Origin of the sequence: Paenibacillus nuruki, assembly GCF_963311185.1 — a bacterium.
Classification (GTDB): domain Bacteria; phylum Bacillota; class Bacilli; order Paenibacillales; family Paenibacillaceae; genus Saccharibacillus; species Saccharibacillus nuruki.
Map to the genome: position 1 here is coordinate 183857 of NZ_OY725677.1, position 15883 is coordinate 199739.

The 15883-nt window shown below is 38.9% G+C and carries 12 protein-coding genes and 1 pseudogene; all 13 read left to right on the forward strand.

Translation table 11 applies throughout. From position 1 onward, the window contains the following. Positions 1 to 126: 126 nt before the first annotated feature. The 13 genes and pseudogenes from RCP16_RS00990 (at position 127) to RCP16_RS01050 (ending at position 15875) form a co-directional block, all read left to right on the forward strand. Complete coding sequence (locus RCP16_RS00990; protein ID WP_069326201.1) at positions 127 to 2148, forward strand: peptidoglycan D,D-transpeptidase FtsI family protein; 2022 nt, start codon at positions 127 to 129, stop codon at positions 2146 to 2148. A 167-nt stretch (positions 2149 to 2315) separates the two neighbouring features. After that, on the forward strand, positions 2316 to 4322 hold the full coding sequence (locus tag RCP16_RS00995) for a peptidoglycan D,D-transpeptidase FtsI family protein (protein ID WP_308641445.1): 2007 nt from the start codon (positions 2316 to 2318) through the stop codon (positions 4320 to 4322). Between the two features lie 26 nt (positions 4323 to 4348). Beyond that, entirely contained in the window at positions 4349 to 6376 is a 2028-nt protein-coding gene (locus tag RCP16_RS01000) for a peptidoglycan D,D-transpeptidase FtsI family protein (protein ID WP_308641446.1), read from the forward strand. Positions 6377 to 6604: 228 nt separating this feature from the next. Further along, a complete protein-coding gene (locus RCP16_RS01005) occupies positions 6605 to 7636 on the forward strand; it encodes a metal ABC transporter solute-binding protein, Zn/Mn family (protein WP_308641447.1) in 1032 nt (343 codons plus the stop codon). Between the two features lie 102 nt (positions 7637 to 7738). Continuing rightward, positions 7739 to 8493, forward strand: a pseudogene (locus RCP16_RS01010) (metal ABC transporter ATP-binding protein). 148 nt (positions 8494 to 8641) lie between these two features. Continuing rightward, on the forward strand, positions 8642 to 9559 hold the full coding sequence (locus tag RCP16_RS01015) for a metal ABC transporter permease (RefSeq protein ID WP_308641448.1): 918 nt from the start codon (positions 8642 to 8644) through the stop codon (positions 9557 to 9559). After that, a complete protein-coding gene (locus RCP16_RS01020; protein ID WP_308641449.1) occupies positions 9552 to 10442 on the forward strand; it encodes a metal ABC transporter permease in 891 nt (296 codons plus the stop codon). Before RCP16_RS01015 ends, RCP16_RS01020 begins: the two co-directional genes overlap by 8 nt. 287 nt (positions 10443 to 10729) lie before the next feature. Continuing rightward, positions 10730 to 11482, forward strand: a complete 753-nt coding sequence (locus RCP16_RS01025) for a Cof-type HAD-IIB family hydrolase (protein WP_069326206.1) — start codon at positions 10730 to 10732, stop codon at positions 11480 to 11482. A gap of 74 nt (positions 11483 to 11556) precedes the next feature. Next, positions 11557 to 12042, forward strand: a complete 486-nt coding sequence (locus RCP16_RS01030; RefSeq protein WP_069326207.1) for a DUF456 domain-containing protein — start codon at positions 11557 to 11559, stop codon at positions 12040 to 12042. 137 nt (positions 12043 to 12179) lie between these two features. Continuing rightward, complete coding sequence (locus tag RCP16_RS01035; RefSeq protein ID WP_308641450.1) at positions 12180 to 13799, forward strand: putative polysaccharide biosynthesis protein; 1620 nt, start codon at positions 12180 to 12182, stop codon at positions 13797 to 13799. A 13-nt stretch (positions 13800 to 13812) separates the two neighbouring features. After that, positions 13813 to 14169 (forward strand): thioredoxin family protein, encoded by a 357-nt coding sequence (locus RCP16_RS01040; RefSeq protein WP_308641451.1) that lies wholly within the window; start codon positions 13813 to 13815, stop codon positions 14167 to 14169. A gap of 222 nt (positions 14170 to 14391) precedes the next feature. Next, positions 14392 to 14718 carry a DUF3139 domain-containing protein gene (locus RCP16_RS01045; protein ID WP_069326210.1) on the forward strand — a complete coding sequence of 109 codons (327 nt, stop codon included), beginning with the start codon at positions 14392 to 14394 and terminating at the stop codon, positions 14716 to 14718. Positions 14719 to 14909: 191 nt separating this feature from the next. Next, positions 14910 to 15875, forward strand: coding sequence for a COX15/CtaA family protein (locus RCP16_RS01050; RefSeq protein ID WP_308641452.1), 966 nt, complete (start codon positions 14910 to 14912; stop codon positions 15873 to 15875). The last annotated feature ends 8 nt before the right edge of the window (positions 15876 to 15883 follow it).

A 15883-nucleotide genomic window follows, 5' to 3' on the forward strand; every position in this document is an offset into this window, starting at 1 on the left:
GAAAATATTCAACAGCAGGTTGTCTATGGTATGATAAAAAAAGTTCAAAAGTCGTCTCGTTTTATAGTTGATGTACAGAATGACAGGCCTCATGTAGTGCCGTAAGAGAAAGGGAAATGTTACAACATGAATAAATCGGGTATGGACGATCCGTCAAAGCGCGAGATTAAAAATCAGCGTCAGTTTTCGATTCGACTGAATGTATTTTTTTTCGCGACCTTTGTCATTTTTAGTGTGTTAATTGTTCGTCTGGCGGTCTTGCAGTTTGTTGAAGGTCCAACGTTGAAAGAAAAAGAAGCAAGTATTTCTAGTAAAAGTACCCCGATTCCACCGATCCGTGGCAATATTATGGATGCTTCCGGTGAAAAAATTGCTTATTCTACGTCGTCTCAGTCACTTTATTTTACATTGGAAAAAAATTATTCTTTAGCTAAAAATAAAGATGAATTGTACGGCATCGTAAGCAAACTCAAAAAAGTATTCAATCAATATGGAAGTAAAGATGAAACAATGACAGCGGATCAGATTATTGAAGCGATGGATATTACGTATCGCAAAAATTTTGGCTACACTCCGCGCCGTGTCAAAAAAGATTTAACCAATGAAGAAATTGCTTATTTCCTTGAACATAAAGATCAATTTCCAGGGATTGAGATTGTAGAGGAAAGTGTTCGACATTATGATACGGATCGTGTCGCTGTGCAGACTGTCGGCTACTTGTCTTCTTTTGCCGGTGTACGTAATACGATGGATCATTATAAAAACAAAGCAAGATTAGAAGATGCTCAAGAAAAATATCTAGATACAGAGTTTGTCGGTGTCGATGGTATTGAGTATGCGTATCAAGATGATCTACGCGGTAAAAATGGTCTTAAAACAACCCCTGTTAATGCAATGAATATTGCAAGCGGGCGTACTGAATTGACTGCTCCTGAAAAAGGGAACAACGTCTGGATGACGATTGATAAAAATGTACAAAAAACAACGCAACAAGCGATTACCGATCAATTGTCATTTCTTCATTCCTACCGTAGCGGTTCATCCTATGCGCCTAATGCACAAACAGGATATGCAGTAGCGATGGAAGTCGATACAGGAAATATTGTCGCTATGGCAAGTATGCCTGATTATGATTCCAATGTATGGGAAAGTATGACAGACGATAAATATAAAGACATTCAGCATTATTATGCGAACGGAGCCATTCGTGAAGTGTATCGTGAAGGGCATGCTTCTTCAATGGTGTTGATGGGTTCTGTTATTAAGCCTTTGAGTGTTCTAGTAGGGCTTAAAGAAGGATTGTTTACACCTTATAGTGGTTATCAAGATATTGGATTTGCACAGTTTGGTAAAGCAGGATACGAGACCAAAGTACGTAATTCCAGTAATCATGTATATGGCTATTTAACTCCTTCTACAGCGATCGAACATTCATCAAATGCTTTTATGGTCGATATGGTCGGCAAAAAGTTATACACCAAATACGGTGGGGAATCGATCAATGTTTGGGATAAATATATGAAAGAATTCGGTCTGGGTGTTTCTACGAAAAGTGGGCTTCCTTACGAGAGTGATGGTTCAGGGGAGTATATGAATCTTAAAGCCGCTGGTAGTGCGCAAGCAGCTATGGCGTATGCTTCTTTTGGACAACAGGGGAAATATACCACATTGCAATTAGCGCAGTATGTAGCGACGCTAGCTAATAAAGGTACACGTCTTAAACCTCAATTGGTAAGCAAAATTACAGATTCAGAAGGTAATATTGTACAGAAAACCAAGGCACAAGTAGTTAATCAAATTGATTTCCCTGATTCCTACTGGTCTGCGATCAAGTCAGGAATGAAGAGTAAAGTATCTGGATTTGATGGATTCCCGTACGACTATGCTCGTAAAACAGGTACATCTCAGCAATCAGTATATGGTCATCTTGTGGATAATGGTGTATTTATCGCTTATGCTCCACGAGATAATCCGAAATTGGCTGTTGCCGTAGTGATTCCAGAAGGTGGATTCGGTGCGCAAAGTGCAGCTCCAGTAGCTCGTAAAATCTTTGATGCTTATGATCAAGAATATGGCTTAGATGGTATTCCGAAAAAAGTATCTGAAGCAAAAACAACAGATCAAACCGCAGCTACAAGTAATAATTAATTGTAAAAGTAGATGTGTATGTTCCAAATATGTGTCAGCAGGTTCCTTTCGATAAGGAACCTGCTTTTTTGTTATCTTTTTGTAGTCTACATAGCGCTTACATATGTTAAAATGAAGAAAGAACAACATTATATGGAACAAACTACATAGGAGGTTCAACAACCCGAATGAAAAAGTGGAATGAACAATCATCAGAGGACCTCGAAGTCAGTCATCGTAAGCAATTTTCGGTGCGTTTGAATATATTCTTTTTTTCTGTATTTGTTATTTTTAGCGTGCTTATTGTACGTTTGGCTATTTTACAATTTGTAGAAGGTCCAACGTTGAAAGAAAAAGAAGCCTATGTTGCCAACGATATCACTCCGATTGTACCGACCCGTGGGAATATTTATGATGCTACAGGAACCAAAGTTGCGTACTCCCTTTCGATGCAATCGTTATATTTTACATTGAGTAAAGATTATCGCTTAGATAAAAACAAACCAGAATTATACCAAATTATTGGTGATCTCAAGCGTGTATTTAATAAATATGGTGATTCTGATCGTAAAATGACAGCCGCAGAAATTGAAAAAGAAATGGATATTAAATATATTAAAAACTATGGCTTTACACCGCGTCGAATCAAAAAAGATTTGAGTAACAGCGAGATTGCTTATTTTCTTGAACATAAAGATCAATTCCAAGGGATTGAAGTTAGAGAAGAAAGTGTGCGTGAGTACAGTAAAGATCAGTTAGCTGTACAGACGGTAGGTTATTTGAAAGCCTTTTATGGTGTGAAAACTTCAATGAATAAATATATAAATCGTGCTCGACTATCAGATGAGGAATCTCGTTATATTGATACCGAACTAGTCGGTGTCGATGGTCTTGAATATACGTATCAAGACGAACTTCGTGGAAAAAATGGTGTGAAGAAAACACCAATCAATGCGTTAAATCGTGTGAATGGACGTGCTACTTTAACACCACCAGTTAAAGGGAACAATCTCTGGATGACGATTGATAAAAATCTACAGTTGGTTGCTCAACAAGCAATCACTGATCAGCTTTCATACTTGCATTCTTATAGTAGTGGTAATGCTTATGCACCTAATGCTCAAACGGGTTATGCAGTAGCGATGGAAGTCGAAACAGGCAATGTAGTGGCTATCGCAAGTATGCCAGATTACGATTCCAATATCTGGGGAAATGCACCTAGTCAAGACCAAATCAACGAGATCCTATCTCGCTCTGCTAATGGTACGATTCGAGAAGTATACCGGGGTAAAGGAGCTTCATCTATGGTCTTGATGGGTTCTGTTATTAAGCCTTTAAGTGTATTGATCGGAATGGAAGAAGGACTATTTACGCCGTATGCAGGATACTCTGACCGCGGATATGCTGAATTTGGTAAAGCAGGTCATGAGACTCGTGTACGTAATGCATTAGGTGAAGTTCTAGGCTATTTAACACCGACTGAAGGGATTCGAAAATCCTCCAATGCTTTTATGGTCGATATGGTCGGCAAGCGTTTGTATAACAAATATGGTGCCGAATCCGTCAACGTCTGGGACAAATATATGAAAGAATTTGGGTTAGGTGTAACTACAGGAAGCGGACTTCCTTACGAGAATGAAGGTCGGGGAGAATATCTAAATCTGGAAGCCGCAGGTAGTGCGCAGGCAGCGATGGCTTATGCTTCTTTTGGACAGCAAGGTCGTTATACTACACTTCAATTAGCACAGTATGCAACAACACTCGCCAATCGTGGTAAACGTCTCAAACCTCAATTTGTGAGTAAAATTACAGATGCTCAAGGAAATCTAGTGAAAAAGATCGAGCCTGAAGTATTAAATACTGTAAACTTCCCAGACGAATATTGGAATACTGTTATTCAAGGGATGAGAAGTAAAGTACCTGTATTTGAAAATTATCGTTATGATGTAGCACGTAAAACAGGTACATCCCAGCAATCCATTTATGGAAAATTAGTCGATAATGGTGTATTTATTTCTTTTGCTCCTCGTAATAATCCGAAATTAGCTATTGCTGTAATGATTCCTGAAGGTGGCTTTGGTTCTCGAAGTGCAGCTCCAGTCGCTAAAAAAATATTTGATGCGTATGATCAATACTATGGTTTGGATGGAGTCCCTAAAGGTAAAGCTGTAACTGAAGAAACAACAACAGAATAAACACAATTGATAAAAGGTGGATATCTATGAATTTGAACAAAAGTCCTGCTCATGAAAATGAGCAGGAAAAACACCGTAAACAGTTCGCTATTCGACTCAATATTTTTTTCTTTATAACGTTTGCTGTATTTTCAGTGATTGTTGTTAGATTAGCTATTATTCAATTTGTTGAAGGGCCAGAATTACGTAAAGTAGCAGAAGGCGATATTGTTAAAGAAGTCCCTCTTTTACCGACACGAGGAACGATTTACGATTCAAGTATGCATCCGATTGCTTATTCAGAACCTACCCAGTCTTTATATTTGACACTAGATAAAGATTATAATCGAGCAGATCGTATTCAAGAAGCGAAGCAGTTAGCAAGAAAGTTACAGAAGATATTTGATCAATATGGCGATCCAAATACTAAGAAGTTAACAACAGTCGATATTTTTAAAGCAATGGATACTACATATGCTAAAGGAAATGGCTACACACCTCGACGTATCAAAACAGGATTATCTGATAAAGAAATTGCCTATTTTTTAGAGCGTAGAGATGAATTTGAAGGTATAGAAATCGTAGAAGAAAATATACGACATTATGATACAGATACGGTTGCTGTTCAGACGGTAGGATATTTGCGTCCTTTCGTATCTTCTATGAGTCGAAATAAATATAAAAATATTCAACGCAATTCAAGTGAAGATCCAGCTATGAAATATTCGGCTATCGAAAATGTAGGATTTGATGGATTAGAACTGTTATATCAAGATGAACTCAGAGGGAAAAGCGGTTATCGTAGAGTGCCGATCAATCCCAAAAATATGGCTTCTGGACCGACAGAGCTGATTCCACCTGTTAAAGGGTCTGATCTAGTATTAACAATCAATAAAGAGATACAAGTAGCTACTGAAAAAGCGATTACAGAACATACAGCCAAAATACGTTATTCAGGCACACGCGGAGTTAGTGCTCCTAATGCTGTAACAGGGTATGCAGTAGCAATGGAAGTAGATACAGGTAAAGTCATTACCATGGCTAGCATGCCTGATTATGACAGTAATATTTGGAGTAAAGACACACGTACTGAAAGTGAATGGAAAAATATAGAGCCTTATTATATGAACGGAGCTATTCGTTCGGTGAATCGTCCGGGTGGTGGAGATCATCCTTCTTCGGTTGTCTTGCTAGGTTCAACGATGAAACCTTTATCTGTATTGCTCGGCTTAAATGAACATCTATTTACAAGATATGATTATTATAATGATCGTGGTGTGACTACACTTGGTAAAGAAGGATATGGTACTAAAGTAAGAAATGCGAGTAGTCATGCTTATGGAATGCTTAATCCGGTTGACGCTATTTCTCATTCATCGAATACCTTTATGGTGGATATGGTTGGTAAACGGTTATATCAGAAGTATGAAGGTAAACCTGGTGTAGATGTATGGGATAAATATATGGAGCAATTTGGATTAGGAGTATCTACAGAAAGTGGACTTGCCGCAGAATATATAGGATACAAAGAGTATATACATGAAATGGAATCAGGAAGTGCTCAATCTGCTCTAGCATATGCTTCTTTTGGACAACAAGGGAAATATACAACTCTACAACTAGCACAATATACAACGATGTTAGCGAATCGTGGAGAACGTTTGAAGCCACAATTTGTGAATGAGATTCGTAATGCAGATGGACAAGTAACCAAGAAATTTAAAAAAGAAGTGCTGAATAAAGTAGATTTTCCTTCAGAGTATTGGGATGCTGTACAACAAGGAATGCAAAGTAAAGTGGATGCGTTCAAAGGATTCCCTTATGATTATCGTCGCAAAACAGGAACTTCACAACAGCGCATGGCTACAGGTAAAACGATTGAGAATGCTGTCTTTATCGCGTATGCTCCTGCACAAAATCCTAAACTAGCTGTGGCTGTTGTTGTACCTGAAGGTGGATATGGTGCTCAAGGTGCCGCTCCAATTGCACGTCAGATTTTTGAAGCCTATGATCAGCAATATGGATTAGATGGTGTACCCAAAAAGAAACCCGCTACTGAAAATAGTGCAGAGTAATATACAGTAAATGATTAAATAAATGAGTCTAAATATAACATCAAGCAAGGGGTAAAATAGCCCCTTGCTTTTTTTTGCCTTCTACTTTAAAATTTGCACTAGGGAAACATTATTTCCTAATATAAAAATATAGTCATATGAGAAAAATAATTGCTTCAATGTAATATTTAAAGTGTAGATTATTGGTATACAGAAACAGACTATTTTGAAAGTACAGGAGGATCATATATGTCGATTTATCGTTCCAAATCAACATGGGCAAAAGCATATCTTATTAATAAACATAACCGTAAACCCGCAACATCGTCTCCGTTATATCAACGCATGCTGTATAGCATTAGTATCGCTGTGATTGTTCTTATTCTTAGTGGATGTACAACTATTCAAGGGGCAACCGACGAATCGCCTTCGTTTGCAGAAGGGGGAGCATTACGAATAACGGCAACTACCGGTATGATTGCTGATGCCGCTCAGGAAGTCGGTGGGGAGCATGTATCCGTTGTAGGATTAATGGGTCCTGGTGTTGATCCGCATATGTATAAAGCTTCGCAAGGAGATATTCGTAAGTTAGACGATGCAGATCTAGTGTTGTATAACGGACTGCATTTGGAAGGTAGTATGACCAAGATTATGGAGAAAATGAGCAAATCTCGCCATGTGGTGGCTGTAGCTGAAAATATTGATCCTAACAAGCTTCGTTACAGTGAAGATGGAGCAACCGAATATGATCCTCATATCTGGTTCGATGTGAGTCTTTGGGTGAATGTGACTCAAACGATTGAAGCGGCATTGATTGAAGCTGATCCTGCACACGAAGCAGATTATCGCCAAAATGCTTCTGTTTATATAGCAGAGCTGAATACGTTACATCAAGAAGTACAGAGTAAAATAACGAGCATTCCAGAGTCTGGTCGAGTGTTGATTACAGCTCATGATGCTTTTGGATACTATGGTGATGCTTATAATATTGAAGTTAAAGGGTTACAAGGGATCAGCACAGCCGCAGAATACGGTTCTAAAGACGTAAGTGATCTACGGAATGAATTAGTCGAGCGGGGAATCAAAGCGGTATTTGTAGAGTCTAGTGTGCCTTCCAGATCGATGGAAGCTATTATCGCAGGTGCTCGGTCAATGGGACACACGGTTCGCATTGGTGGAGAATTGTTCTCGGATGCTATGGGTGAAGCAGGAACAACAGAGGGAACGTATATCGGAATGGTACGTCACAATACAGATACGATTGTAGAAGCGCTGAAATAATAAATGATTGCATACACTTGTTCATCATACATTATACAAGGAGGTTTATTTATGACCCATTTATCTTTATCTGATCCTATAGCCGTTACAGACAACAACGCGATGGCTATGCCTCTGCAAGTATCAGGGCTGACTGTAGCCTATCATAAAAAACCAGTTGTACAGGACGTATCATTCACTTTAGCGCCTGGAAGACTGATTGGATTAATCGGCCCGAATGGTGCAGGGAAATCCACTTTACTTAAAGCTTCACTTGGATTAGTCCCTTCGATCGCAGGGGATGTCAAAGTCTATGGAAAAACTTATCAACAACACCGAAAAAAATAGGGTATGTACCACAACGAGAATCAGTAGATTGGGATTTCCCTACGAATGCTTTAGACGTGGTATTAATGGGCACCTATGGACGATTAGGCTGGTTCCGTCGCCCTGGCAAACATGAACATGAAACAGCGATGGAATGTCTACGCAAAGTAGGGATGGCAGATTATGCACAACGGCAGATTAGCCAATTGTCTGGTGGACAACAACAACGTATTTTTTTAGCTAGAGCGTTAGCGCAACAAGCTCAATTGTATTTGATGGATGAACCTTTTGCAGGGGTCGATGCGACGACAGAGAAAGCCATTATTTCATTGCTTGAACAACTCAAAGCAGAAGGTAAAACAGTTCTGGTCGTTCACCATGATCTGTCTACCGTAGAAGCGTATTTTGATGATGTCCTACTGCTAAACCGTACACTGATCGGTGCAGGGGCAGTCAAAGATATATTTAATGCTGACATGTTACAGCAGACATATGGTGGCAAAATGGCGGTGTTACAAGGTAAAGAAGGCATTGTACTTGCAGGGAAATAAGCACTTATAGTACCAAGTGCTGATAGAAGAAATCGCGCTTATAGTGCCAAGCGCTGAACGTAAGATATTTTGCTATACAAAAATCATGGTTGATTGGAATAGAAGAAATCGCACTTATAGTGCCAAGTGCTGGGGGTGAGGAGAGTATATGTGGAATACGATAGGGGCTTTGATACTTGATCCGAATGTACGCTGGATTATTGTCGGTTGTATGTTACTCGGATTAAGTAGTGGAGTGATTGGTTCGTTTATGGTTTTGCGGAAGCAAAGTTTGATAGGAGATGCACTGGCTCATGCGGCATTACCGGGGATTTGTATTGCTTTTATGTTGAGTGGTGTCAAATCAACAGGTGGATTTTTTATTGGAGCTTTAGTTGCAGGCGTACTCGCCACCTTTGGGATTCGATGGATTACACAATATTCACGAATCAAACAAGATGCGGCAATGGGCATTATTTTATCTTTCTTTTTCGGAGTAGGCGTATTGTTACTAACTCATATTCAACATAGCGGAGACGGTGGACAAAGTGGGTTAGACAAGTACCTATTTGGACAAGCGGCTTCTATGATGCAAAGTGATGTCTATGTTCTTGCCGGCATTAGTCTATTGATGATCGTTATCTGTGTGGCTTTATTCCGATTATTCAAACTAATCAGTTTTGATCCTGGATTTGCCAAAGGTATGGGCTTGCCTGTCGCCTTTTTGGAGCAACTTCTTCTACTATTGACGGTTATTATTGTAGTCGCAGGAATTCAAGCAGTAGGCGTAGTATTGATGTCTGCATTGTTGATTACACCTGCTATTGCAGCACGTTTCTGGACAGATCGTCTGCATATTATGGTAATGGTATCCGGTATATTCGGAGCGTTAAGTGGTCTGATCGGAACATTGTGGAGTGGAATGGTGTCTCAATTGCCAACAGGTCCGGTGACAGTACTTGCGGCTACTGTATTCTTTGCAATCTCGGCACTATGTGCTCCGCGTCGTGGATGGTTAGCCAAGTTATGGTCGCGTAAGCAGACCAAAGATCAGTGGCAGCGTCAAGGAGGAATAAGCCATGAGTAGTGATTTTTGGATTATTTTAACAGCTTGTCTGATGTCAGCCGCTTGTGGATTACTGGGTTGTTTTCTTATTTTGCGCAAAATGGCACTGATTGGGGACGCGATTAGTCATGCCGTATTACCCGGCATTGCGATTGCTTTTCTACTGAGTGGCACACGAGATTCGTTAGCGATGATGATTGGAGCAACTGCTCTTGGATTGCTTGCTGTATTTCTAATTCAATGGTTACAAAATTCAGGTATCCAATCGGATGCGTCAATCGGCATTATTTTTACAGCATTATTTGCGATTGGCGTTATTATTATCAGTCTCAATGCTCGTAATATTGATCTGGATCTCGACTGTGTATTGTTCGGTGAGATTGCTTATGTACAGTGGGATACATGGACAGCGAACGGGATAGATATGGGACCACGTTCGGTCTGGATGTTAGGATCGGCATTGTTGATTATTTTACTGTTACTTGCATTATTTTATAAACAATTCAAAATTTCAGCATTTGATCCAGCGATGGCAGTAGCTTGTGGGATTCCAGTGATGTTATTCCATTATTTATTAATGGGGATGGTGTCGATGACTTCGGTGGCTTCTTTTGAAAGTGTAGGAGCTATTCTAGTGGTCGGTATGTTGATTATTCCAGCATCTACTGCTTACTTGTTAACAGATCGTCTAGGCAGAATGCTAATGTATAGTGTACTAACAGGAGTCGTTAGTTCTATTATTGGTTATTATACAGCATGTATACTTAATGCTTCGATTGCAGGCAGTATTGTTACAGTAGCAGGTATATTGTTTGGAATTGCTTTTGTATTTTCTCCAAAGCATGGTGTATTGATTCGCCGTCTGCGTCAACGTCGTTCTCAAGGAACAGCAATCGCTGAATAAGAATCCTACCAGAAAAGTATAAATATATACTTTCTAACCATCTTGTCTTTGTTGAAAGTGAAACAACATGATAGGTCTACACATGAATGTAAACCATTTGCAAAACATCCTGTAATCTTGCAGGGTGTTTTGATTATTTTTCACATGCAATTTACAAAAGCTTTTGTGACCGATGTAACATCTATGATAAAATGAGCCTGTTATCGCAATGAGCTCACTGACTGGCTACAGTAGATTCAATAAACACCACTATAGAAATAGGAACAGGAAAGGAACGATACGACAAGATGACAACACGTAAATATAAGTTATTAGCTTTAGATATGGATGGAACATTATTAAACGATAATCATGAGATTACACTCGAAACGATTAAATGGATTAATAAAGCGATGGATGAGGGTATTCATGTGTGTCTGTCTACAGGACGTGCAGCTCATAGTGCAATGCCTTATGCCGAGCAATTAGGCTTAGATACTCCTATGGTCACTGTAAATGGTAGTGAGGTCTGGAAAGCTCCTCATGAGCTACATCGACGTACACTGGTTGATCCTGATCTCATTCGTCAAATGTACGAATTGGCAATCGAAAAAGATGTCTGGTTCTGGGCATATACAGTGAACGGTTTACACAATCGTGATAACTGGCTAGAAGAAGGTACAGACCTTACGAGTATTGAATGGCTCAAATTTGGCTATAATACCGAAAACGATGAATTGCGTTACCAGATTCTTATGGCATTACAAGATATGGGTGGACTTGAGATTTCCAATTCGTCTCCACATAATCTAGAGATCAATCCACTTGGAATTAACAAAGCAGCAGGGATCAACGAAGTATGCCAATTGCTTAATATTGACATGTCTGAAGTGGTTGCTGTAGGCGATAGCTTAAACGATCTCGCTGTCATTCAAGCTGTTGGATTAGGTGTAGCGATGGGTAATGCTCAAGAACCTGTGAAAGAATCGGCAGATTTGGTTGTAGGCTCTAATAATGATGATGGAATTGTTGAAGTCATTCGCGATTATATTCTGATCTAAAAAAAGTTGCAACGGATCAGGCTCTCTTCGAGTATATAGGTATAGAAGATTACTGGGAGGAGTGAACCACACCGATGGAAATTCTCGGTTGGAGTTTAGTCATTATTTTATTTTTAGTCGGGATCGCAGGAGCGGTTTATCCTGTATTACCTGGCGCATTAGCTATTTATTTTGGATTTTTCGTGTACGGATGGTTTTTCTCATTCGCTGAATATAATGTCTGGTTCTGGATTATTCAGACGTTAATTGTGATTGTGCTGTTTGTAGCCGATTACGTCGTCGGTGCTTATGGAACCAAAAAGTTCGGAGGAACCAAGCTCACCGTCATTTTATCAACGATTGGATTGATTGTTGGACCGTTTGTTATTCCTGCTTTTGGTCTGATTTTGGGTCCATTGATCGGTGCAATTCTCGGTGAGTTGATTTCAGGTAAAGATTTTCAGCAATCGCTCAAAGCTGCATGGGGCACGATGCTTGGATTATTCACCAGCATGGTTGTGAAGATTATTTTACAAGTAGCGATGATCGTTATCTTCTTTCTCTGGATTTTTGTATTTTAAAAAAATAACCCGCATTGCTTAGATGACTATAGGTTGTCTATAATAGAGGTTGTTGAAAAAGCCCAAGACCGGAAGGCCTTTCAGCCTTCCGGTTTTTTGGTATGGTTGAGATCGGGCGTGAGAAAAGGGGAGCCGTTTTGTCTAAAACAGAGTCATTTGTCAGAGGAACCGTGATTTTGGCAGCAGCCGCTTTAATTGCACGTGTACTGGGTTTGGTACAACGTGTACCGTTAGAGCATATGTTAGGTGTAACAGGTAATGCATCATTTACGGTAGCTAACAATTTATACTTGATGTTACTTGCTGTAGCAACAGCAGGTATTCCAAGTACACTGAGTAAAATGGTATCTGAGCGTTATGCGCTAGGTAGACCTGCGGAAGCACAACGCATTTACTTTGCAGCGTTGTTATTTGCAGGTGTGATTGGTGTCATTATGACAGTAGGATTGTATATTTTTGCACCATTTTTTGCTGTATACAGCTCTAAAGTGCCTGAAGCGATTTTAGCTATTCGAGCTATTGCTCCATCATTATTACTATTTCCGATGATTGCAATGATGCGCGGATATTTTCAGGGACGTAACTTAATGATTGCAGGCGGTATTTCTCAAATTGTTGAGCAGATCGCGCGCGTGTTTACAGCCATTTTGTTAGCCTATATTATTTTAAAATTAGGGTATGGTGGTGTAGAAGCTTCTGCCGGTGCTTCTTTTGGTAGTGTGCTCGGGAGTATAGGTGCGTTTGCAGTAATGATCTATTATGCTTTCAAAATGCGTAAACAAGATAAATTAGAAGGTATCGATGCTAGATCAGATAAAGATCATGCCGTTATTCCATTAACACAAATCTATGGTGATATTTTCAAATTATCGATTCCTATCGTTCTATCTTCATTGACGATTCCAGCCGTTTATTTTATTGATAGTATATTAGTAAAACCTTTATTGATTGGACAATTAGGAGATGCTATGGCTACCAATGTGCTGGCGATTTTGGGAGCTAGAGCACAAAGTGTAGCAGGTATTCCACCGATTCTAGCGATTGCACTGAGTCAATCGCTGATTCCTATTATTTCAGCTGCGTTTGCTAGTCGCAAAATGGAACATTTGAAAAATCAAATTACATTAGCATTACGAATTTCTGTACTTACAGGTGTGCCGATTGTATTAATTTTTAGTACAGCAGCGTATTCGGTAAATGGATTATTATTTAGTACTCAAGAAGGAGCAGGCATTATTGCTGCTTTGACACTGGGGACAATTTTCCAGATTACGATGATGACGACCAATTCAATGTTAATCGGTATTAATAAAGCAAATCAATCAATGGTACATGTGATGATCGGTATTGTTGTCAAATTAATTGTTAGTTTTGCATTGGCTCCGTTTATTGGAATCTACGGTATTATTGCAGGAACAGCATTATGTTTTATTACGATTACATGGTTGAATATTCGTTCATTACGCCAAATTGTGACTTTCTCTGTATTAGGCAATCGTTGGATCGGATTTATCGTCACTGTAGTAGTGCTTGGCGGAATCGGTCTATTGCTTAACCAAGTAGGTATTTTATTAACAGGTTATATGAATGATCGAGTTGCATTTTTTATCGGTTGTTGTATGGTAGGAATAGCGATACTATTGGTATATCCAGTCATGCTTGTTTTACTAAGAGTGGTTAAAGCTAATGAATTGGATTCATACCCTAAAGTATTACGAAAAGTTTTCCGTCCATTAATGCGTCTACAAAAGAATTAGGAGGAATATCATTATGCAAATGATTAATAGCAAAGAAGATTTTATAACTGTCACTCATTCTTCTCAATTAACTGTCGCTGTATTTAAAGCAGACTGGTGTGGAGATTGCCGATATATTGATCCATTTATGCCTGAAGTAGAAAGTAAATATGCGGATCGTCTAACGCTTGTTGAAGTGGATGTAGAAGCAACAGGTGATGTGAGCCAAGAACAGAATATCCTTGGTATCCCTAGCTTTGTCACGTATGCGAATGGCAAAGAATTAGTCCGTTTCGTTAACAAAGCACGCAAATCTCGTGAGGAAATTGAACAATTTCTAGATCGTGCTGTCGCTGTGTATGAGACATTGGCTACAACAACAGCAGAATAAAAAGATTTTGTTGAAATAGAAATATATAATAACTATATGTTGCTATAAGTACATCTATATTTATAAGTAAAGACGTACAAAGATATGCTTTGAACAGCTATCGTTGTACGTCTTTTTATTTTGACTGTATATTGATTTTTAGTGCGAACTGGTTTATAAATTATGTCAATATTTGCTTACCTGACTTTTCATTTGTTACGATACATTCAGGAGGTGGATATCATGTCAAAAAAAGGAATGATTATTACCAGTTTTTTAATAGTAATTGTTATTGTTGGAGTAGCCGCTGTTTATTTAGGTTTACATGGCAATCCTTTTACAAAAAAAGAAGCAGGACAAAAAATTGAAGCTTATTTAGTTTATGATAAAGGATACAACATTGAAAAAGTTGAAGGTACATATTCATTTACATCATCCAATGCGCCTTATGGTGCTAATGTAGTTTTTAAAGATGAACCTAACACCACATATTCTTATGCTATTTTTAAAGATGGGCATATTGCTCAAGAAGGATATAGTGGAAATACTTCCAAGCATCTCATCAAGTAAAATAACATGAATAGTCTATAATTCTATCTTAGATAGAACACATTATATCTATAAAAGTTAGTTACATAGTATTGTGTAGATATTGATCATTTTTTGTCACAAAGGATGCGGTAGTAATTACTGGTGATTCGTTATAATAGATAGTGACTATAAACAATGTCACTATTATAAAATAGCGGGTGATTCTCTAAATGGCAAGAAAGTTCAGAATAACAACTACACATCTAAAATGGTTGAGCTTTATCACCTGTGTTGTTATGTTTTTAGCAACAATGGGGGGACTTGTAGTAACGAAATCAGGTTCAGGGCTCGGTTGCGGAACAGAATGGCCGCTATGTCATGGCAAATTTGTACCAGCGTATACGATTTCTTCACTTATCGAGTATTCGCATCGGGCAATTAGTGCTTTAGCGGGCTTAACAGCATTATTTTCTTTTATCGGATTTATCTTTTTTAATAAGCATCGTGAGCTTAAAGTATATGCATCATTAACATTACTATTTGTGTTAGTTCAAGCAGTAATGGGCGCATTGGCTGTTGTATTCTCACAATCTGCTCCTATTATGGCGCTCCACTTTGGATTTGCGATGATTGCTTTTGCAAGTTCGTCGATGATGGCACTTGGAGCAAGACGGATGGATCAGCAAAAAGGAGATTTACCGATTCCTGATGAACCACCGGTGAGTAAAGGGATGCGTAATCTGACGTGGTTTGCTACGATCTATACGTATATGGTAGTGTATACAGGTGCTTTTGTAACTCATACCAATTCTAGAGGTGGTTGTTCAGGAGTACTACTGTGTAACGGTTCAATCTTACCGGAATTATCCGGCGGGGTAGCTGTAGCCTTTTTCCATCGTGTAGCAGCATATAGTCTGTTAATCGTAATTGCGGTTCTAGCACACTATGCTTACCGTCGTCATCCGTATAATCCGGGTATTCGTAAGCTAGGTGTAACAGCTATCGTCTTTATCATTATGCAGATTCTAAGCGGAATGTTGAATATTGTAACGATGAAAGTACCTGAATGGTATTTCTTCTCCAGTATGTTGCATACGCTATTGATTCAGATTTTGTTCGGTGTGTTATGTTATATGAGTGTACGAGTATGGCAATTAAGTCGTGGTACACGTAGCAAAATAGGACAGAATCTATAAAAGCAACA